Genomic DNA, 19,514 nt, shown 5'->3' on the forward strand with positions numbered 1-19,514 from the left:
CCATTGGCCATTCGCTTTTTATCTTCCGAACATATTATCGTCCTTGTCGGTTCTTGTACCATCTTCAAGGCGATATTCTTTCAGCATTGGGTGGTATCCAAGATCTTCCATATTCAAAATAGGTCTAAGATCCGGGTGTCCTTTAAATTTAATCCCATAGAAATCATACGTTTCTCTTTCCATCCAGTTGGCTCCTGCATATAGCTCAACAAGTGAGTCTACTTCAATGTTTTCTCTGGACATAAAGATCTTCAGACGTAATCTGAAGTTGGCCATCATATTATGTAAATGGTATACAACACCAATTTCCTTTTCCGGGAATTCAGGGTAATGAATACCGCAGATATCCGTAAGGAAATTAAATTCCAATGATGAATCTTTAAGATAATGAATGATTTTCTTGATATCTTCTTTCTTCACTTCAACGGTCAGCATTCCATAAGGTTCTGAACTTGAAATAACAGATTCCGGAAATTCTCTGGTGATTGCTTCTAATACAAATTCGTTTGTCATTTCCGTTTAGTTGCTTATGTTGTAAGAATCTAATAATTTCTGATATTCAGGCATATCTCTTCTTCTGATGCTTTCGCTTTCTGCCAAAGCCTGTACCTGCATTACGCCTTCAATAATCTGTTCAGGTCTTGGAGGGCATCCAGGAACATAAACGTCCACCGGAATAATTTTATCAATTCCCTGAAGTACAGAATAGGAATCAAAAATACCTCCGCTGGAAGCACAGGCTCCAACAGCTACTACCCATTTCGGTTCAGCCATCTGAGTATATACTTCTTTTAGGACTGGTCCTAATTTCTTTGATATAGTTCCGCAAACCATCAGCATATCCGCTTGTCTTGGAGAGAAAGAGTTTCTTTCCATACCAAATCTTGAAGCATCATAAGTAGGGTTCAGGGTAGCCATAAACTCAATACCACAACAAGAGGTTGCAAATGGCAATGGCCAAAGTGAAAACTTTCTTGCCATCCCGATTACACTGCTCAGTTTTGTTGCGAAAAACCCTTCTCCTTCATAGCCTTCGGGAGCAGGTGCATCTGTTCTTATTACTGGTTTTTTATCTGACATGTTGTTTGTTTTTAGATTTTGAATTGTAAATGCTGGATTATTGATTCAAAATCCATCATTCAAAACTCATAATTTGCTTTTATTTATCCCAATCTAGTGCACCACGTTTCCAAACATAGAAAAACGCCACGAAGAATATCGCAACGAACGTAAGCACAGCCAGGAATCCTTCCATACCGAATTCTCTGAAGTTTACCGCATAAGGATAAAAGAATACGATTTCAATATCGAATAGTACGAACAATACCGCAGTCAGGAAATACTTGATAGAAAACGGTGTTCTTGCGTTTCCTTCACTAGGAACCCCACATTCCCAACTTTGGTTTTTTACAGAATCTCCTTTTTTCTGTTTTGGACCTAAGAAATGTGCTCCCAGTAATGAAACAGCGACAAATCCCACTGCTACACCTGCCTGGATAAGGATTGGAATATAACTTTCAGGTAAATTCATTTTTGCATTATTATCTCAATTTGCAAATTTAACGAATAAACAAGAAAGCATGAAATTTATCAGCTTAAAAGTCGGGTGAAAATAGAGAAAAGTTACAATTTAGAATCAATAAAAATAACGGATTATTTCTTCATTTTTTTTAGAAGAGAGTATGCCATAAATGCAATATATCCAAAAAGAAGACTCGCAAAAACAATGTTAATCACTGTATTTGTTCGGTTGTCTTGCGATTGGAAAAAGAAATTGTACGCAATAAATCCGGCAATTAAAACAGCGAAAATGATAAGTTGTGGCTTCATGGGGAGGTGAGGATTTGAGGGTGGGAGAATTTTAGAGTGGATGAGTGAGATTGTACCCACTCATCATTTATCACTTATCACAAGTGAATATGTTCTTCTTCTCTTATGATTTACAGGGTTGTAGTCCTGCCATAAAAGCTGTACACTTTTGTTTTCTTCAAGTTCAGGGTTGGTTTCAGCAAAATTAATTCCCATACTTGTAAATCGGACAAAGATTTCCTTGAAAATAATAGCGGTTACTCCACGTCTCTGATATTCAGGATGAATTCCGATAAGATAAAAATTAGCACGGTCATTTTTCTTGGCAGCCTGTAAAAAATGCCACCATCCAAAAGGAAATAGTTTGCCTTTTGACTTCTGTAAAGCCTTTGAGTAGGAAGGCATGGTAATGGCAAAAGAAACCAATTGCTGGTTTTCGTCTACAACACAGATTACATAGTTTTTATCAATAAGCGGGAAGTACTTTTCTTTGTAGGTTTTGATCTGTTCGTCCGAAATTGGAGTGTAAGTAGAGAGATGTTTATAGGTTTCATCCAATAGTTTAAACATAGGTTCTACATAAGGAAGAATCTCTTCTTTTGATTTGAATTTAAGAACACTAAGTTTATATTTTTGAGCAATCAATCCACTGAATTTCTCTACTTTTTCAGGCAGTACTTTCGGAAAATTCATTTCATATTCTACCCATTCTTTTTCTTTTATTAATCCAAGGTTTTCAAGATGTTCCGGATAATAGGCATGATTATAAATTCCAATCATAGTAGCCAGCTTATCAAATCCCATTGTCAACATACCTGCTTTGTCAAGATTGGTAAATCCCATGGGACCTTCGATCTTGTCAATATTATGTCCTTTGGCGTAATCAATTGCAGTTTGGATTAAGGCTTTCGAAACCTCTGGATCATTAATGAAATCTATCCAGCCAAACCGTACTTTTTTGATGCCTAACTCTTTTTCTTCTTTATGGTTAATAATTACCGCAATTCTTCCTGTTATCTTGTTGTCTTTTATGGCTAGAAACTGTTTGGATTCGGAATATTGTAATGCAGGATTTTCTTTTGCATCCCAGATTTTCATTTCATCTTTAATAAAGGATGGAACATAGTATGGATTATTTTTATATAAATCCATTGGAAATCTTACGAATTGCTTGAGATGATCAGCTGTTTTTACTTCAATAATTGAAACCTTAGACATAACTTTTGATGGTAATTTAGTGACAAATATAAATAATAAAATCGTATACTTTGGCACAGTTTTTATATCATTATGCTTAAAAATTGAACACAAAATCTAAATAAAATGACGGGTTATTATATCATTATTGGTATTTCAATGCTGGTGAGCTGGTGGGTTTCATCCAGGTTGAAATCAAAATTTGAATATTATTCCAACGTACATCTTCGAAATGGCCTTTCGGGAAAAGAAGTAGCGGAAAAAATGTTGAGAGATAACGGGATTAATGATGTTCAGGTAATATCAGTTCCCGGACAGCTAACGGACCACTATAATCCGGCAGATAAAACAGTAAATCTTTCTGAAGGCGTTTACATGCAGAGGAATGCAGCAGCAGCAGCTGTAGCAGCTCACGAATGCGGACATGCCGTACAACACGCAGTAGGATACTCAATGCTGAACTTACGTTCAAAATTGGTTCCTGTTGTTAATATAAGTTCCAATCTGATGCAGTTTGTTCTCATTGCAGGTATTGCGATAATGGCAGCCACGAGAACAATAGAGAATCCTAACGGAAATACAGCGATTCTGGCAATTGGTGTAGCGATGTTTGCAGTAACCACTTTGTTTGCTTTTGTAACATTGCCGGTAGAATATGACGCAAGTAACAGAGCGATGAAATGGCTTAAAGATACGGGTACTGTAACTGCTGAAGAATTTGTAGGAGTTCAGGATAGCTTAAAGTGGGCAGCAAGAACTTATGTTGTAGCGGCTTTAGGGTCTTTAGCTCAGCTTCTTTACTGGGGATCTTTACTTCTCGGTGGAAGAAGGGATTAATCATTAAATTCAAATGAAACATACTGCATCTCGGATAATTTTTCTGAGATGCTTTCTTTTTGTGCCAGTTTTAATGAGGCTGTAAGGATGCAGTTTTCATTGGCGTCAAAATTAACAACCTTAGCGTCAAACTTTGAAAGCAGAGTAAAGATGGTGTTTTGCTGATTGAAGTTGAACTGGATCTCAATTTCTGTTTCCAGTTCCCTTGTAATAATATTGGCTTCTTCTAATGTGATCTTCGCAGATTCCTTATAAGCCTTTACTAAACCTGAAACGCCTAGTTTAGTTCCACCATAATAACGAACTGAAATAACAAGAACATTGGTTATTTCGTTTGCTAAGAGTTGATTGTAAATGGGGAGTCCTGCACTTCCGGAAGGCTCACCATCATCATTAGCACGGTAATTTTCCCCATTCAATCCCATTCTGAAAGCATAACAGTGGTGTGTTGCTTTTGGATGTTCTTCCCTGATTTTTTCCAATGCAGCTTTTAATTCCTTATCATTAATAACCGGAAAAGCAAATCCGATAAATTTGCTTCCTTTTTCTTTTATTAAGGTGTTTTCTATGGGTTTCTCAATGGTTTTGTATTCAAACGTCATTTGTATTCCGGCTTTATTTATGCAAAAATATTAAATGCTTTATAAATTTATACCATTATCGGAAAAAGAATCTGCCGGAATTCCGGCAGATTCTTCAGTATTTTATTTTTTAATAATTTTTTGTGTCAACCACTTCCCTTTGGATTCATAAAATCTTTTTTAAATTCCATCTCCGCAAAGGTCCATTGGAATCAGGCACATATAGCTTGTAGGGCCACAGAAATCCTGAGGACATCTGTCTCTACATCTTGTTGGTTGTCCATTAGGCAATGTACATGTTACAAAAACAGCACCTCCCTGAATTGTTTTCAATCCTGCTCTGGATATTTTTTTTGAATTTTTCATGATAATATTTTTAGTTTGATTAATTTGTATGGTTATTTAATATTAACATGGGAATGTTCCATCTGCCCAAGGTGGTGGGCAACTCATACTTGACGGTGTTGCACAACAATGCTGTAATGAAGGCGGATAAAATGAACAGCATTCAGGTTCTATACCTCCCTGTACTTTTTTTAAACTCTGTCTTGAAATTTTCTTTATGTTTTTCATGGTAATATTTTTTTGGATATTACTAAGGTAAAGAAATTATTTCATTTCGAAGTGATAAATAAGCTTTATTTTGATTTAAAAAAAGAAATGGTATTATCCCTATAATTTTCTGTTTTGCAAGCGATATGGCTAAATTCCGGGGCTTTTGTTCCGTTTTCTAATTTCAGATTTTCATTTTTAATAATGATGGCTTCGTCCCAAAGACCAGTATTTATGAACTGTTGTAATGTAAAGCGGCCACCTTCAATAATAATAGACTGAATCTGCTCTTTGTATAAAACTTCCATCAAATCAGACAGGAAATTCTCTTTTTTTATTTTAATGAATTGGATGTGGTCTTCAGTTGTATCTTTAATTGCATTTAAAACTAATGTTCTGGCTTGGTGGTTGTAAATCTTAAAATCTTCAGGGACTTTCAGCTCAAAATCAATTAAAACTCGTACAGGATTAATGCCTTCAATATTTCTGACAGTCAGACTTGGATTATCGGTTAAAGCAGTTTGCGTTCCCACTAAAATAGCATGTTCATCTGCTCTTAACTGATGAACAAATTGATTAACCAAGGTGTTGGAAATAGCAGTTGGTTTAAAATCTTTATCCAGAAATCCGTCACCGGACTCTGCCCATTTTAAGATGATATAAGGTCTTTTCTTTTCATGATAGGTGAAAAATCTTTTGTTTAGTTCAATACATTCTTTTTCAAGAATCCCAGAAATAGCTTCTATTCCTGCATCCTGAATGATCTTTTTCCCTTTTCCGTTAACTTTATCGTGAGAATCCATGGCACCAATAACTACCTTTTTAAAGCCGAGTTCTTTAATCTTTAGAGCGCATGGCGGAGTTTTTCCATAATGAGCACACGGTTCCAAAGAAACATAAATAGTTGATTCCGGAATGAGACTTTTATCTTTTACTGAATTGATGGCATTGATCTCTGCATGGTTTTCTCCAGCTTTGTGATGGTATCCTTCTCCAATAATTTCGCCGTTGTGAACAATCACACTTCCTACAAGAGGGTTAGGGTAGGTTTTACCGAGAGCTTTCTGAGCTAGCTCAATACATCTTTTAATATAGAGTTCGTCGTTATTCATAGTGTATAAAAAGAAAAAGCGAAGACAAATTGCTTTGCTCCGCCCTTATGTATTTTGTTAAGATTTATTCTCCGGCAATAATACTGTGGAGATTTTGTTTTAAAGTTTCCAAATGAGCTTTCTTTTCATCAATGGTGTTAAAAGTATCTCTTAATAGAGGATTCTCTCTTGATGGTTTATTAAAGAATGAAAGATTATTTTCAAGTTTAACAATTTCAGCTTCAAGATCAGAAATCTGGTTTTTGATCTTTCTGGCCTTATCGGTAAGTTGATTTTCAGATAATCCTTCTTCTTTCAATTCAAGTTCATTGATCTTATTGATCTTCAGTTTCTCTCTTAAAGTCTTATTGAATTCAGAGTTGATTGCAATCTTATCTCTTGGAACTTTTCCGATATTATTCCATGCTGTTTTAATCGCTTCTATTTTTTCAATGCTTCCTTCGTCATTGGAAACCAATTTCAATTCGTCAAGAAGGGCTTTCTTGTTTTTGTGATTTTCTTTCCAGTTGTCGGTAGAAGTGTTGCTCTTTTCTCTATAGTTGTTGAAGAAGGCATTGCAAGCATCGCGGAATTCATCCCAGATTTTATTGGTCATGCTCTTTGGAACGTGCCCAATTTTTTTCCAGTCTTCCTGAAGCTTTTTGAACAATGGAACAGCGATATCCCACTCTTCATTACTCTGATTATCCTGAGCAGTCTGGATCAGTTTTAACTTTTCTTCCAGATTAGCTTGCTGAGAACCTTTTAAGGATTTATAATAATTATTTTTTGTAGTATTAAAGCCTCTAAGGGTTGTTTTGAAATCATTCCAGTTCTGATTGGATAGTTTTCTTGGAACACTTCCGGTTTTCAGGAAATCAGAACGAAGATCTTCAACTCTTTTGATGGCACTTTGCCAATAATTATGGTTAGGGGTTTCAGAAGGTTCTGAAAGTTTTTTGATTTCAGCAATAATCTGACTTTTCTTTTCAAGATTAGCCGTCTGTTCTTTTTCAATAGATGCTGAAAGTTCAGACTTTCTTTCGTGAATTTTATTGGAGATTTCTTTGAATTCTTCCCAGGTTTTTTCACGGAACTCTTCTGCCACAGGCTCTGCTTCTTCTTTCCAAAGTTTATGGAGATATTGAAGTTCATTTAAAGCCTTTTGAATAACGGGTTCATTCTCCAACTCCTGGGCACGGGCAATAATGTGCTGTCTTTTTTCAAGGTTGTGGCTGTATTCCTGCTCCAAAAATTCCTTATTCAGATCCAGCATTTGATAAAACTGGTTCAGATGGTGAAAATAATTGTTGTTAAGGATTTTGAATTCAGATTTGGCAACCTGTCCGGCTTTTGACCATTCTTCTTTAATTTCTCGAATAGATTTGAAAAGATTGACTCCCGGTTCGGAATTAGTATATAGATTTTTTAATCTTTCAATAATGTTCTGACGGTGCTCCAAGTTTTTTTTCTGTTCTTCTTCCTGTCCTTTCTGGAATTCGTCATGTTTTTCTCTAAAAATATTGACTAAAGCAGAGAATTTAGCCTGTGAGGGATGCTCATAACTGAACGTTTCAGTAGTATTTCCCGTTTCTGCAAACTCGTGTTTTTTATCTTCCACTTCATCATGGATGTGATGACTTGCTTTTTCTTTTAGCTGAATGAATCTTTTGGAGTTCTCACCAGCATTAGGTGCATTGATGAGTTTTTCCATTTCTTTCAGGGCATCAGCCAGAGAGATTTCAACTTCTTCATGTTCTTCCAGGTGCTCAGCATCATCTTCATGGGAATTGGCATCATGAGAAACTGTGTTCTCCGATGTCTCCTGAGATACTTCGTTAGGATTTTTCTTTTCTTCGTTTTCAGAAAGATTGTTTTCTGTAGTCATAGCAAATCTTTTATGTGAGTGGCGTTAATATCCTTTAAATATAGCTATAAGGACAATTAAAGTACTAATTTATGTTATTTTTTTTGAAAATTCCAAATTTCCCAAGCTTTTTCTGCTTGCTGCTCAAGCATATAATAACCGTTTACCGTTTTGGCTCCTTTTTCAGATGCGTTGATGATAAACTGTGTATAATTGGGGTTGTAAATTAAATCGATCACCAAATGTTCCGGGGAAAGTGCATCAAATGGAAAGCTCAGGCAGTCTTCAACATTCGGAAATGTGCCTACCGGTGTACATTGGATAATAATTTTATGCTCCTGTACGGTTTCCTTATCCAGATTTTCAAAATTGATTTCTGTACTTCGTGAAATGGTCTGGGATGGAATATTATGCTTGTCCAAAACATATTTTACTGCTTTTGCTGCTCCTCCGTTACCTAGGATTAATGCTTTGTCTTGTGATGGTTTTTGGTGAAGAAAAAGGGTTTTCTCAAAACCAAAAGCATCTGTATTGTATCCTGTTTTTTTACCGTCTTGAATTAAAACACAGTTCACGGCACCTATTTTTTCAGCTTCATCACTTAATTCATCAAGATAGCTGATGATCTGTTCTTTATAAGGAATGGTAACATTAAAGCCTAACAATTCCGGTGAGGAGAATAGGTGTTCTACTTCATCAATTTCATTCAAATCAAAAATATCATAGGAAAAACCTTTAAGCATAAGCTTTTGGAACTTATTTTCGAAGAATTTTTTAGAAAAGGAATAGGAAATATTTCGGCCTATTAATCCTAATTTTTTATTGGAATCCATACATCAAAATTATAAAAAAAGACCGGATAAATCCGGCCTTTAGTTTGAAATATTTTGTAATAATTATTCTACGATGAATTTAGTAGAGAAATTATCTGTTTTTAAGATGTAAGTTCCCCTCACTAAACCTTTAAGATTAATTTTATTTGAGTTTTTGAAAGGATTAACAAGTGTTTCAATTACTTTTCCTGAAAAGTCATAGATTTCAGCTTTTGAAATTTTGCTAAGGTTTTCACCTTTTACAGACAGTTCATTATTTCTTACCGGGTTAGGATAGATGGTGAATTCTGATTTATCTTTCTTCGTTTCAGAAGTTGCTAATGATCCGCTATAACATGTCCAACTAAGGTCATCAATTGCTACTCTGTCATTGCTAGGGTTTACAATTTTAATGACAGCATTTCCTGTAACGTTTACATTGATGGGGGTTGTTGTTGCTGTTGCACTGTAAGGAACAGTTCCTACTAGATTATCATTTACAAAAACATTCAGGTTAGCATCACCACCATTATATTTACGTTGAGTTGTTACTGTTAATATCTGAACACCACCAGGAACACTAGAGCTAGTTAGATCTCCTCCTTGAAGTGTTATTGCTTTTCCGTTAATAGTTTGGTCAGTTCTTGCAAACGTTGCAGTCCAGTTTACATTATTGTTTGTCCATGTTCTGGTTTTATAATCACTTGCATTTGCAGGGATATTAGTAAAGTCCTCATTACCGCAGTTACCAACATTTACTGGTCCGTCTAGAGTAGTTCCTGGAGCAATATTACTTTGTGGTGATGTATTTCCAAATGCATCTTTAGCTATTACATAAAATGTATATGAAGTAAGTGGAGATAGTCCTGTTACTGTAGCAGTTGTTGATGTTCCAGAAACAGATGTTTTTAATGTTGAACCAACATAAATGTCATAAGATGTTACTCCAACATTATCCGTTGATGCAGTCCAACTTAATGAAATAGAGTTTGAAGTTGGAGTATTGGTAGTAAGATTAGTTGGTGCTGTAGGAGCTTGGTTATCTACAACCGGAGTTCCCCAGATTAAATCAACATAAGCAGGGTTGTCAATGAATGGATTTCTATTTCCCTGAAATGTATAGGATGCGTTATTTCTCGCAATTTCTGCAGCAGATACAGGATCCATAGCATGCCATTGTAAAAGTTGTTGAAGTTCCCATGGCTGAAGACCTGGAAAAGCAGATCCTCCAAGCATACTACCCGTAGTGAACGTAGAAAGTTTATCTTCATATCTTGTTACAAAATAAAAGATCATTCTGGCAACATCTCCTTTAAATGCATCAATAGGTTCAAATACAGTTCCTGAATATCCTGGAGATACTGAGTTACCTAATTTAGATTGATTTTGAGAAGTAAAAGATGGAGATCCTACCTTTCCGAATGGATAATTTGATCTCATCCCATTTACTTTTCCATCTGTAGGGCGAATGAAGTGAACATCTGCCACCATTGGTGATTTCTTTCCAAATAAACTCTGAGGAACGATATGTTCACGATTATAACAATCACTTTCGTCGTTATAGTTGCCACATTTCTTTAACCCTGGTGTATAGTTATATGGATCCGGTCCTGTAGGATTTTCCGAGTAAATGTCTAAAACAGTACCGTCATTTTCATAGAAATAGTCGCGATCTGTAGTATTGTAAGCAGTCCATAGTCCGTCATATCCATGATCCACATGTCCGCTTTCTATGATCCCTTTAAGGGCTGTTTTAAGAGGAGCAGCTGTTAAGCCGTTTGCTGCATTATAATAACCAGCAGGTGCTTGTGCAAATGCATTAATGAATGCATAGCTTAATAAGAAAAAAGATAAAATTCGTTTCATTTTTTTAAAATTGGGGCGTAAAGGTACAAAAAAATGAAACTGGAAAAGTTTTTAGGAGTTAAATCTATTAACTTAATATATTAATTTTTAGTAATATACTCTTTGCTGATCTTGGAGAAGAACCATGAAATAGCAATCCCAAATATAGAAGCTGTGAGGGCAACAATAAGATAATTTTTACCCACTATTTTGACAGGGAAGGGCAATACTTCATTTGCTCTAAAGAATTCTGTGTAAAGCTGGAAATAACATAAAGCTGTTCCACAGATTAAACCGGTAATGACTCCGGAAATAACAATAAGAAGTCCGGTATAGAAATAGGTCATTCTCAGGTGGCTTACAGGAAACCCTAAAGAAATAAGAGATTTTGCCTGTTCTTTTTTATCAAGCTGTAAGATGATAATAGCTCCTGCAAGATTGAAGGTAGTGATGAAAATAACCAGTGCAAAAATCAGGTAGATGAATAGCTTTTCAGTATTAATCATTTTCCAGAAGGCTGCATTTTCCTCTTCCTTGGTTTTGATTTCAATATTTTTACCAAGAGAAGATAGTAGGCTTTGTTTTACAGCATCAGCATTTTCAGGGTTTCTTAATTTGATAACAATCTGGTAAGCTGATTTTTTTGGAAGACTTAATAATTCTTCGGTAAGCTCAATAGGAGAGATGATATAGCTGTCCAATTGGTCTTTACCAGGGAAAACACCTGTTACCAGGATATCTCTTTTATTGTAAATATCTTCTTCTTTATTAATGATTCCGGTTCCAGGCTTAGGCATGAAAACAGTTGCATAGTGATTGGAAGAATCTACCGGAATGGATAACCGATTGTCAAGACTATTTTCCATCAATACTTCATTAGAATATTTGAAACTTGGATAAGTTCCATAAAATACTTCTTTATTGATAGGATTTACCTTTACATAGGCAGAGTCAACACCGCGTAAGTAGGCAATGTCACCTTTTCCGTTAAAGCTGATATATACTTTTTCTTCGATAACACGGGAATAGCTGTTGATTTCTTTATTGCTCTTTAAAATCCTGTTAACCTGATCCAGGTTTTTAATGGTTTTACCTGATGCGCTTTTTAAGGTAAGGTCAGCATGAAGATTAGAAATTAAGTCTTTGTTCAGATTCTCAAGACCTGAAAAAACTGAAATAATAACGAACATTGCAGTCACAGCAACCGTCATGGCACCTACTGCCAGCCACGTGATAAATGTAACAGCGGTACTGCCTTTTTTTGCCAAAAGGTATCTGGATGCTATGTAAAATGCAATATTCTTCAAGATCTATAAAACAGGATTGTCACCTTCGCCTCTTAATTCTTTTTCTAATTTTTCTACATCATCAAGAGCAGTGTCTAAGTAAAAGTTAAGCTGCGGAATGATACGTACCTGTTTTGCCATTTTCTGGCCAATAAAGTTTCTGTATTGAGGTTTGTTTTCTTCAATTTCCTTCATTACCGCTGTACGGTGTTCCTGAGGGAAAATACTTAAATAAATTTTAGCAATACCTAAATCTGCCGTTACTTTTACATCAGAAACGGATACCAATATACTTTGTTTGCTGTCAGCAGCCTGTTTGCGGAAAAGTTCTGCGAAGTCTTCCTGAATAATCTGTGCTACTTTTCTTTGTCTGTTACTTTCCATAATTTCTGCAAATTTAGTACTTTTGTTTGAATTGATACTTTGAAATTCAGCGATCGTATCAAATTTACGAATTAATTATATTCATTAATATTTATGAAGCTAGAACATATCGGTATTGCCGTAAAGTCTTTAGGTGTCTCTGACGAACTTTTTGCTAAACTATTAGGAAAAGAATCCTACAAACAGGAAACTGTAGAAAGGGAAGGAGTGGTAACTTCTTTTTACGAAACCGGAGAAAGTAAAATTGAGCTTTTGGAAGCCAGCAATCCTGAAAGTCCCATCTCAAAATTTATCGAAAAAAAGGGGGAAGGCATCCATCACCTGGCATTTGGGGTTGAAAACATCGTGGAGGAAGTAAAAAGATTAAAAAAAGAAGGATTTCAATTTATCTCTGAAGAACCTAAAGAAGGTGCTGATAACAAATTAGTTGTGTTCCTTCATCCGAAATCCACAAATGGTGTGCTGGTAGAACTTTGCCAAGAAAAGCAATAAAAAATTTTGTAGTGAAAGAAATTTTACTATTTTTGCAAACACAAAATTTAACCAAGTTTTGAGGTCCTATAGCTCAGTTGGTTAGAGCACCTGACTCATAATCAGGTGGTCCCTGGTTCGAGCCCAGGTGGGACCACTTTTTAAATCAAGCACTTACGGAAATGTAGGTGTTTTTTTTATTTTTTGACTGCAACAATACTGCAACATTTTTGTATTTTAGCTTTAAATGGAAAAGGAGAAACTTTTAGCACTAAACGAACTCCAAAACTTTATGACATACTCCAATGTCGTAAAGTTAAAAGACCAGTTTATAAAGGAAAAATTAGACCCAGATGAATCTTATCATTCAATCGACTCTGAAAAAGGAGAATTTGAATATTATCATTCAGATAAAGCAGAATTTGTATGGATTAGATTTGAAACTGAGTTAAAAAAGTATTTAGAGCGGTTAATAAGTTCTCTAAAAGTAGATATTGATAATTCAATTTACCTATATTCATCTAATGAACGAAACAGATATTTTAAAAATGTATTTATCACTTTCGATTATATAAAAGATCATCAATCCAAGTTATTCAAGCTATTTCCTATTTGCTCCTTCCTTTTTGAAGAAATTAAAAGCTATTTATCTGCTAAATATAATTTTCATCATTCTGATAAGCAGAATACTAATTCTTATTTTGGAGTTAAGCCATTTGTTAAAAAGTCAGACATTGAAAAAGTCTATGAATTTTTAATTGATAATGATTACTTAAATGAAGATATTACTTCTTATGACGATTTTTATTCTGCATTAAATGATTTGGACACATCCAAAACAATACGCTTTAATTGTCCTACCACTATAGCAAGTAAAATATTAAACGAAGTACAAAGGCTATTTAATGATCTTACTCCAAAGTCAATAGAAGAATCAGGAAGATTTATTACTAAAAGAGGAACTATCATAACAGCTCAGAATTTATATGCAGTTAAAAACAGAACTAAGGATAAATCGAGTAAAGACTACGTCCTTATTGAAAGCTTTTTCCAAGAGAAATTATCTTTGTAGATAATCTCACACTTTTTCTCACACCTCACTCATACTTTCTGATTTCCACTTTTTACATGTACTAATATTGCTGTGTCAAACCAATGCAAATTGTGCGCACAAGCAGCATTATAAATATAGGCAAAATGGAAACAACTTCCCAAAAGGAAATTTTAAGCTTTAAAGAAGCACTCGGATACTTAGATGTATCACCAAGTTTACTTTACAAACTAACATCCCAGCGAACAATCACGTATTTTAAGCCCAATGGTGGTAAAATCTATTTCAAGAAAACAGACTTGGATAGCTGGATGCTTCAAAATGAGAATAAAAGCAAGGAGCTTTTAGAAGAAGAATTATTGAACAAATTAAAAGTGAGAAAAGATGTATAAGAAATTAGAAAATTATAGAATAAAACATGAAAATGAAGTGAATTTTCATGAATTTAATAAAAGAATTTTGAGAACTGTTGAAAAAATTTCGATTACGGAGGTTGCAGCTAATAGTTTTCATTATGAAGTAGATCAAAAAACTAATAGAGGTATTCGTATTTCTTATTTTCCAGAAAAAACTGAAATTTCAATTTTTCCTTCAAGTAGTAAATACGACTATAAATTAGCTGACGTGTTGGTCAATTACTTAGTTTTTTATTCGAATGGTTTTTTTCTGGATACTTCACCAAAAAGTAAAAATAATCCTCCTTATGATGATAGGATGAAGAATGATAATCGTGGGTATTTTATTATTCCAGAGGTTATTAAAAATACCAGTGCTAAAATATTAAAAGGATATGATTATGGAAGAGCTTAAAATAAACGGCGGAGTGATCAACGAACTGATTGAAGAAGGTGTATATCGTAGACTTCCTAAAATATTGCAAAATATTACTAATCCATTTACAGGACGTGAAAGAGATATAATATTAACATCAGCTATTGGAGTATTAAGCGCTTGTTTACCGAATCTGTATGGAGTTTATGATGGAGATAAAATTTATTCCAATCTGTATGTAATGATTATTGCTCCGGCAGCATCAGGTAAAGGAGTGATGAATAAATCAAGGATTTTAATTGATGAAATTCATGATAAAGTCTTAAAAGATAGCATTAATATTCAGAAGAACTGTAAAGAAGAAAAAAAGAAGTCAAAAGAAAAAGACTCTGATGATTGTCCATCGTTAGAAATCAAAATATTGCCTGCAAATATTTCTACGGCAGAAATGTATACCTATATGGGAGCATCTAATCATGGATTGTTAATTATGGAATCGGAGGCAGATACTATGAGTAATATGCTCAATAATGACTGGAGTAATTATTCTGATATATTGAGAAAGTGCTTCCACCACGAGCCTATATCTATAAGTAGAAAAGTGGAGAAAATTTTCGAAGATATTAAAGAGCCAAAGCTGTCTCTGGTGATGAGTGGAACACCAGAGCAATTAAAAACCTTGATTAAATCCAAGGAAAATGGCTTGTATTCTAGATTTATAGTGTATACGTTTGATGAAATCAGTCAGTTTAAGAATGTATTTTCTAAAGGTACCAGGAACAATAATGCTGTATTTGAAGAAGAAGCGAAAATAGTATTTAAACTTTATGCAGCATTAGCAGATCCTACTAGAAAAGAAGTCGAGCTTAAATTCACTGAGAATCAAGTGGAAAAATTTCTAAAAGAGCTTACTGTTATGCATGGGGTAATATTAGATTCTCATCCACAGTCTTTTATCTCTAACCTCAATAGGCATGGACTTATTCTATTCAGAATAGCCATGATATTGACAGCTTTACGCAATATTGACAATATTTTAGCTCCTGGTATGAAACGCCAAGAGTTGATATGCTCCAATCTGGATTTTATACTGGCATTGAGAATAACGAAAACATTTTTAAAGCATTCATTGGTTACATATAATTCATTTGATGACGGTATATTGTCAGAAAATGATGAAAAGTTATTGTTTGAATTAAGTAATCCATTTACCAGAGCGCAAGCTGTTGAATTAGGAAAGAAACATGATATACCGGAAAGAACTATAGATGATAAGCTTCGGCAATGGAAAAAAAGAAAGGTCATCATTCCAGTAAAACATGGACTTTATAGAAGAACCAGAAATTTCATGTAAAGGATGTAAAAGTTGCAGTTTCTGCAAATTCAAACACATTTAAATTAATCTAACTGCCCAATATAACCAATGTCCCATTGGGCAGTTATTTCTTCAATTTTAAAATTAATAAATTATGAACACAAGTATCAAATTTATACTTGACAGTAGACCTATGTCTAATAATTTGTATACAGTATACCTTAGAATTATCAAGGACAGAAAAAGAAAAAATATCGCTTTAGGCTTAAAATGTAAGAAAGAACACTTTGAAAATGAGCAGTTCCTGAAAGGGCATCCAGACTATAAAATCGAAAATAATTTGCTTATCAGCTTCAAGGCAAGGGCTAATAAGATTATAAGGGACTTTCAGAACGAGGGCAAAAACTTCGATCTTGATGAATTTGAATATAAGTTCAAAAATAGAACAATGGAACAGAATGTTCTTGTAGCTGGGTTCTTTGATGAAATTATTGATGAACTAACTCGGTCAGGAAGGATTGGAAATGCGAAGGCATATAAGGATACCAGAGATTCTTTCGTGAGTTTTGGAGGTAAAAAATTAAGAATTAAGGATATAACTCCTGTTTTGCTGGAAAAGTACGAAGTCAGTTTAAGGGAGAGAGGGAACGGTAACGGTGGAATAAGCTTTAAGATGAGACATTTAAGAGCATTGGTCAACAAGGCTATAAAACGTAAGCTTATAACGAAAGAAAATTACCCATTTGAGACTTATAAAGTTTCAAAGCTCAAATCAGTAAATAATAAAAAGGCGCTCAGTATAGAGGAGTTTAAAAAGCTCAGAGATGTTGATTTATCCAAGTCTCCACATCTACTTGAAGCATACAACTATTTTATGTTTTCTATTTACGCAAGGGGAATGAACTTTATTGATATGATGAAGCTTAAATGGACAGATATTCAGGACGGTAGGATTTATTACGTAAGGTCTAAAACTAAAGCCAGTTTTAGTATCGAGATTAATCCTGCCATGCAGGAGATAATAGATCTATACAAAGCTCAGGGAAGAAACAGTCAATATGTATTTCCGATTCTACTGAAAGATGATTTGACACCTGTCCAGATTGCTAATAGGAAACATAAGGTATTAAGCAGGTACAATTCCAAATTAAAAGAAATTGGAAAATTGGCAGGTATTGAAAAACCTGTTACCTCTTACGTTGCCAGACATAGTTTTGCAACTATACTGAAATATTTAGGAACAAGTGTTTCAAAGATTTCAGAGATGATGGGCCATAGTGACGTTCAAATTACGATGACCTATCTTAAAGATTTTGAAAATGAAGATTTGGACCAGGAAATAAACAAACTAATAGAATTATAAGATTAGATACAAAAGAATCAATAATAGCCGAAGGTTAATTTCAATATGAGATTAACCTTTTTTCATTTAAAAAATTAACATTTAAACAAAGAATATTAACCATTAAATTTTAAAACGTATGCAATTAAAACAATCACAAAGACAACAAGTAAAGCTCAGATTAGGACTATCAGGAGCTTCGGGATTCGGTAAAACGAAGTCAGCACTTCTACTAGCCTATGGAATGACACAGGATTGGAGCAGAATAGCTGTTATAGATACAGAAAACTCCTCAGCTTCCTTATATTCAGACCTGGGAAATTACAATGTACTTGACCTAGAAACACCTTATTCTCCTGAAAGGTATATTCAAGCAATTGAACTATGTGAAAAATCAGGAATTGAAGTAATAATCATTGATTCTGTAAGCCATGAATGGAATGGTACTGGTGGATGTCTTGATATTCATGAGAAGCTGGGAGGTAGATTTCAAGATTGGGCTAATGTCACGCCAAGACATCAGGCATTTATCAATAAAATTCTGCAATCAAGCTGCCATATTATTACTACCACCAGGAGAAAAATAGACTACTCTTTAGATGTTGGAAGCAATGGTAAAACCCAGGTAGTAAAGCATGGAACAAAAGAAATTACAAGGGAAGGGTTCGAATATGAATTGACTATTAATTTTGAACTGGTGAATGAAAATCACCTCTGTAAGGCTTCAAAGGACCGCACAGGGTTATTTATGAACAAACCTGAATTTATTATTACCTCTGACACAGGACAACTTATTTTAGACTGGTGTAATTCCGGTATTGCAGAAACTGCAAGTTTTGCAACCTCTTCTGAACCCTCTATTGATTCTCCGAACTCAACAGATTATTTTGGTCCTGGTGATGAGCGCTTCCCTAAAGAACATGATATTAATAGTAATACCGGCAAAGAAAGTATTCTCAATAGAATCAAAACCAGCAATACGATTGCAGAACTTTTGGCTATTTACAAACAGTACCCGGAATATCAGCAGGAATTAAAGCCTGAGTATGAAGCCAGAAAATCATTTTTAATCAAATTATCCAATCCTCAAAACTTTTCAACCAATGGACACCATTAATAAAATAAAACCTGCTACACTAGAAGAAGCATTTGAACTCAGACCAGCACAGAGTATTAAAGAGATTTCTTTATATGAAAGCAGGATGAATAATGACACAGCCCACCATTCAAATCAGGATTATTTTGTTCCAGGTACTGTTCCAACTGAAACAAAATCAAGAGAACAGGAAGAGATAGTGCATAGTAAGGAGTATCAGACGTTGGATAATTCTCCTCAAAGAATTGAAGTTCACCAGGAACACAAACCAATGGAAGTGATACAATATGAACATAAGCCCTTTATTGAAGCCAATACACAAGCGGTCAATCTCTACCATTTAAAGAATGACTGTATTATCCCGGTTTTCAGTAAAGATAATGAAAAAACGATTGCTCATCAGGAATTTATTGATGTGGTGATGAATGCTGCACAAAAGGTATTTCCCATGCAGACTGAGATAAGGGTATCACATCAGATTAAAGGTAGGACACCAGATGCTATACACTTAAATGTAAAAGATTTACTAGACCACCAAAAAACCATTTATTATGAAAGAATGGCCTTCATCATCAGAATTCCTGGTATTACAGATATAGTAAATGGAAATGGACTATCACTAACAATAGGCGGTGTCAGAAGCTATAATTTGGAAAATCTTTACAATAAGAAAGCTTTGGAGCGAATGAAGTTCTTCATTGGTTTCCAGAACCAGATATGCTGTAATTTATGTGTATCAACAGATGGATTCAAGGAAGATATGAGAGTATCTGGTACTCAGGATTTATATTCCAAAACATTGGATGTAATGCAGAATTATAATGCAGAGCTTCATTTAAAGGAGATGAAGGAGCTTACCCATGATTCTCTCTCTGAACATCAGTTTGCACAGCTTATAGGGAGAAGCAGGTTGTACCAGCATTTACCAAAGCCAAAGAAATTGAATATTCCTTTACTTAATTTCAATGACAGCCACATTAATACAATAGCAAAGGACTATTACGAAGACAAGAACTTTTGTAGGCAGGAGTATGGGAGGATAAATTTATGGTATTTATATAACCTCTTCACACAGGCTAATAAGTCCTCATATATAGATACTTTCCTAGATAGGAATCTGAACGCTTTTGAATTTAGCAAAGGTATTCAGAAAACGCTCAATGGTAATTCTGATTACTGTTGGTTTTTGAGTTAAAGAAACTGCCCT

At 34.6% G+C, this 19,514-nt stretch carries 22 protein-coding genes and 1 tRNA gene; 10 read left to right on the forward strand and 13 right to left on the reverse strand.

Features of this window, described 5'->3' with window-relative positions; all coding sequences use genetic code 11:
* Nucleotides 1–18: 18 nt before the first annotated feature.
* From J2772_RS20830 to J2772_RS20845, 4 genes are all read right to left on the reverse strand, one after another.
* Nucleotides 19–513, reverse strand: coding sequence for an NADH-quinone oxidoreductase subunit C (locus J2772_RS20830; RefSeq protein ID WP_209920090.1), 495 nt, complete (start codon nt 511–513; stop codon nt 19–21).
* Between the two features lie 6 nt (nt 514–519).
* Nucleotides 520–1,080: an NADH-quinone oxidoreductase subunit B gene (locus J2772_RS20835; protein WP_047377761.1), complete on the reverse strand. Its 561-nt coding sequence runs from the start codon at nt 1,078–1,080 to the stop codon at nt 520–522.
* Between the two features lie 79 nt (nt 1,081–1,159).
* On the reverse strand, nt 1,160–1,531 hold the full coding sequence (locus tag J2772_RS20840; RefSeq protein ID WP_045492896.1) for an NADH-quinone oxidoreductase subunit A: 372 nt from the start codon (nt 1,529–1,531) through the stop codon (nt 1,160–1,162).
* A 362-nt stretch (nt 1,532–1,893) separates the two neighbouring features.
* Nucleotides 1,894–3,027: a GTP cyclohydrolase gene (locus J2772_RS20845; RefSeq protein WP_209920092.1), complete on the reverse strand. Its 1,134-nt coding sequence runs from the start codon at nt 3,025–3,027 to the stop codon at nt 1,894–1,896.
* Between the two features lie 105 nt (nt 3,028–3,132).
* Here J2772_RS20845 and J2772_RS20850 point away from each other — a divergent pair, with 105 nt between their 5' ends.
* Nucleotides 3,133–3,843: a zinc metallopeptidase gene (locus J2772_RS20850; RefSeq protein WP_123859058.1), complete on the forward strand. Its 711-nt coding sequence runs from the start codon at nt 3,133–3,135 to the stop codon at nt 3,841–3,843.
* Here J2772_RS20850 and J2772_RS20855 read toward each other — a convergent pair.
* The 9 genes from J2772_RS20855 to rbfA all read right to left on the reverse strand — a co-directional run bounded on the left by J2772_RS20855 (nt 3,840) and on the right by rbfA (nt 12,261).
* Nucleotides 3,840–4,445: an IMPACT family protein gene (locus J2772_RS20855; RefSeq protein ID WP_209920094.1), complete on the reverse strand. Its 606-nt coding sequence runs from the start codon at nt 4,443–4,445 to the stop codon at nt 3,840–3,842. The genes J2772_RS20850 and J2772_RS20855 overlap by 4 nt on opposite strands.
* A 159-nt stretch (nt 4,446–4,604) precedes the next feature.
* Nucleotides 4,605–4,790 (reverse strand): bacteriocin-like protein, encoded by a 186-nt coding sequence (locus J2772_RS20860; protein WP_209920096.1) that lies wholly within the window; start codon nt 4,788–4,790, stop codon nt 4,605–4,607.
* A gap of 42 nt (nt 4,791–4,832) precedes the next feature.
* A complete protein-coding gene (locus tag J2772_RS20865) occupies nt 4,833–4,997 on the reverse strand; it encodes a bacteriocin-like protein (protein WP_209920097.1) in 165 nt (54 codons plus the stop codon).
* 65 nt (nt 4,998–5,062) lie between these two features.
* Nucleotides 5,063–6,088, reverse strand: coding sequence for a bifunctional diaminohydroxyphosphoribosylaminopyrimidine deaminase/5-amino-6-(5-phosphoribosylamino)uracil reductase RibD (ribD, locus tag J2772_RS20870; protein ID WP_209920099.1), 1,026 nt, complete (start codon nt 6,086–6,088; stop codon nt 5,063–5,065).
* A 64-nt stretch (nt 6,089–6,152) separates the two neighbouring features.
* A complete protein-coding gene (locus J2772_RS20875; RefSeq protein WP_209920100.1) occupies nt 6,153–7,955 on the reverse strand; it encodes a DUF349 domain-containing protein in 1,803 nt (600 codons plus the stop codon).
* Nucleotides 7,956–8,029: 74 nt separating this feature from the next.
* The gene (locus J2772_RS20880) at nt 8,030–8,767 is read right to left on the reverse strand and encodes a shikimate dehydrogenase family protein (protein WP_209920102.1); all 738 of its coding nucleotides are present in this window, start codon (nt 8,765–8,767) and stop codon (nt 8,030–8,032) included.
* A 63-nt stretch (nt 8,768–8,830) separates the two neighbouring features.
* Nucleotides 8,831–10,612: an endonuclease gene (locus tag J2772_RS20885; RefSeq protein ID WP_209920104.1), complete on the reverse strand. Its 1,782-nt coding sequence runs from the start codon at nt 10,610–10,612 to the stop codon at nt 8,831–8,833.
* A gap of 80 nt (nt 10,613–10,692) precedes the next feature.
* Nucleotides 10,693–11,898, reverse strand: a complete 1,206-nt coding sequence (locus J2772_RS20890) for an ABC transporter permease (RefSeq protein ID WP_209920105.1) — start codon at nt 11,896–11,898, stop codon at nt 10,693–10,695.
* 3 nt (nt 11,899–11,901) lie between these two features.
* Nucleotides 11,902–12,261 (reverse strand): 30S ribosome-binding factor RbfA, encoded by a 360-nt coding sequence (gene rbfA / locus J2772_RS20895; protein ID WP_209920106.1) that lies wholly within the window; start codon nt 12,259–12,261, stop codon nt 11,902–11,904.
* 93 nt (nt 12,262–12,354) lie between these two features.
* On the opposite strand from rbfA, the gene mce reads away from it, so the two are divergent.
* From mce to J2772_RS20940, 9 genes are all read left to right on the forward strand, one after another.
* Nucleotides 12,355–12,753, forward strand: a complete 399-nt coding sequence (gene mce, locus J2772_RS20900; RefSeq protein ID WP_209920107.1) for a methylmalonyl-CoA epimerase — start codon at nt 12,355–12,357, stop codon at nt 12,751–12,753.
* Nucleotides 12,754–12,815: 62 nt separating this feature from the next.
* Nucleotides 12,816–12,889 (forward strand) — tRNA-Ile (locus tag J2772_RS20905).
* A gap of 90 nt (nt 12,890–12,979) precedes the next feature.
* Nucleotides 12,980–13,804 (forward strand): DUF6617 family protein, encoded by an 825-nt coding sequence (locus J2772_RS20910; protein WP_209920108.1) that lies wholly within the window; start codon nt 12,980–12,982, stop codon nt 13,802–13,804.
* A gap of 125 nt (nt 13,805–13,929) precedes the next feature.
* Nucleotides 13,930–14,175, forward strand: a complete 246-nt coding sequence (locus J2772_RS20915; protein ID WP_209920109.1) for a helix-turn-helix domain-containing protein — start codon at nt 13,930–13,932, stop codon at nt 14,173–14,175.
* Nucleotides 14,168–14,593 carry a hypothetical protein gene (locus J2772_RS20920; RefSeq protein ID WP_209920110.1) on the forward strand — a complete coding sequence of 142 codons (426 nt, stop codon included), beginning with the start codon at nt 14,168–14,170 and terminating at the stop codon, nt 14,591–14,593. The genes J2772_RS20915 and J2772_RS20920 overlap by 8 nt, the downstream gene beginning before the upstream one ends.
* Nucleotides 14,580–15,908 carry a DUF3987 domain-containing protein gene (locus tag J2772_RS20925; RefSeq protein ID WP_209920111.1) on the forward strand — a complete coding sequence of 443 codons (1,329 nt, stop codon included), beginning with the start codon at nt 14,580–14,582 and terminating at the stop codon, nt 15,906–15,908. Before J2772_RS20920 ends, J2772_RS20925 begins: the two co-directional genes overlap by 14 nt.
* 115 nt (nt 15,909–16,023) lie before the next feature.
* Nucleotides 16,024–17,232 (forward strand): site-specific integrase, encoded by a 1,209-nt coding sequence (locus J2772_RS20930; RefSeq protein ID WP_209920113.1) that lies wholly within the window; start codon nt 16,024–16,026, stop codon nt 17,230–17,232.
* A gap of 118 nt (nt 17,233–17,350) precedes the next feature.
* The gene (locus J2772_RS20935) at nt 17,351–18,328 is read left to right on the forward strand and encodes an AAA family ATPase (RefSeq protein ID WP_209920115.1); all 978 of its coding nucleotides are present in this window, start codon (nt 17,351–17,353) and stop codon (nt 18,326–18,328) included.
* Between the two features lie 250 nt (nt 18,329–18,578).
* Nucleotides 18,579–19,502 carry a DUF3871 family protein gene (locus J2772_RS20940; protein ID WP_410494451.1) on the forward strand — a complete coding sequence of 308 codons (924 nt, stop codon included), beginning with the start codon at nt 18,579–18,581 and terminating at the stop codon, nt 19,500–19,502.
* The last annotated feature ends 12 nt before the right edge of the window (nt 19,503–19,514 follow it).

Source organism: Chryseobacterium jejuense (genome assembly GCF_017877355.1).
Classification (GTDB): Bacteria; Bacteroidota; Bacteroidia; order Flavobacteriales; family Weeksellaceae; genus Chryseobacterium; species Chryseobacterium jejuense_A.

What these genes read in the sequence shown, in the direction of transcription:
- J2772_RS20830 (WP_209920090.1), bottom strand. Translation starts at nt 513, where the DNA reads ATGACAAACGAATTTGTATTAGAAGCAATCACCAGAGAATTTCCGGAA.
- J2772_RS20835 (WP_047377761.1), bottom strand. Translation starts at nt 1,080, where the DNA reads ATGTCAGATAAAAAACCAGTAATAAGAACAGATGCACCTGCTCCCGAA.
- J2772_RS20840 (WP_045492896.1), bottom strand. Translation starts at nt 1,531, where the DNA reads ATGAATTTACCTGAAAGTTATATTCCAATCCTTATCCAGGCAGGTGTA.
- J2772_RS20845 (WP_209920092.1), bottom strand. Translation starts at nt 3,027, where the DNA reads ATGTCTAAGGTTTCAATTATTGAAGTAAAAACAGCTGATCATCTCAAG.
- J2772_RS20850 (WP_123859058.1), top strand. Translation starts at nt 3,133, where the DNA reads ATGACGGGTTATTATATCATTATTGGTATTTCAATGCTGGTGAGCTGG.
- J2772_RS20855 (WP_209920094.1), bottom strand. Translation starts at nt 4,445, where the DNA reads ATGACGTTTGAATACAAAACCATTGAGAAACCCATAGAAAACACCTTA.
- J2772_RS20860 (WP_209920096.1), bottom strand. Translation starts at nt 4,790, where the DNA reads ATGAAAAATTCAAAAAAAATATCCAGAGCAGGATTGAAAACAATTCAG.
- J2772_RS20865 (WP_209920097.1), bottom strand. Translation starts at nt 4,997, where the DNA reads ATGAAAAACATAAAGAAAATTTCAAGACAGAGTTTAAAAAAAGTACAG.
- ribD (WP_209920099.1), bottom strand. Translation starts at nt 6,088, where the DNA reads ATGAATAACGACGAACTCTATATTAAAAGATGTATTGAGCTAGCTCAG.
- J2772_RS20875 (WP_209920100.1), bottom strand. Translation starts at nt 7,955, where the DNA reads ATGACTACAGAAAACAATCTTTCTGAAAACGAAGAAAAGAAAAATCCT.
- J2772_RS20880 (WP_209920102.1), bottom strand. Translation starts at nt 8,767, where the DNA reads ATGGATTCCAATAAAAAATTAGGATTAATAGGCCGAAATATTTCCTAT.
- J2772_RS20885 (WP_209920104.1), bottom strand. Translation starts at nt 10,612, where the DNA reads ATGAAACGAATTTTATCTTTTTTCTTATTAAGCTATGCATTCATTAAT.
- rbfA (WP_209920106.1), bottom strand. Translation starts at nt 12,261, where the DNA reads ATGGAAAGTAACAGACAAAGAAAAGTAGCACAGATTATTCAGGAAGAC.
- mce (WP_209920107.1), top strand. Translation starts at nt 12,355, where the DNA reads ATGAAGCTAGAACATATCGGTATTGCCGTAAAGTCTTTAGGTGTCTCT.
- J2772_RS20910 (WP_209920108.1), top strand. Translation starts at nt 12,980, where the DNA reads ATGGAAAAGGAGAAACTTTTAGCACTAAACGAACTCCAAAACTTTATG.
- J2772_RS20915 (WP_209920109.1), top strand. Translation starts at nt 13,930, where the DNA reads ATGGAAACAACTTCCCAAAAGGAAATTTTAAGCTTTAAAGAAGCACTC.
- J2772_RS20920 (WP_209920110.1), top strand. Translation starts at nt 14,168, where the DNA reads ATGTATAAGAAATTAGAAAATTATAGAATAAAACATGAAAATGAAGTG.
- J2772_RS20925 (WP_209920111.1), top strand. Translation starts at nt 14,580, where the DNA reads ATGGAAGAGCTTAAAATAAACGGCGGAGTGATCAACGAACTGATTGAA.
- J2772_RS20930 (WP_209920113.1), top strand. Translation starts at nt 16,024, where the DNA reads ATGAACACAAGTATCAAATTTATACTTGACAGTAGACCTATGTCTAAT.
- J2772_RS20935 (WP_209920115.1), top strand. Translation starts at nt 17,351, where the DNA reads ATGCAATTAAAACAATCACAAAGACAACAAGTAAAGCTCAGATTAGGA.
- J2772_RS20940 (WP_410494451.1), top strand. Translation starts at nt 18,579, where the DNA reads ATGGAAGTGATACAATATGAACATAAGCCCTTTATTGAAGCCAATACA.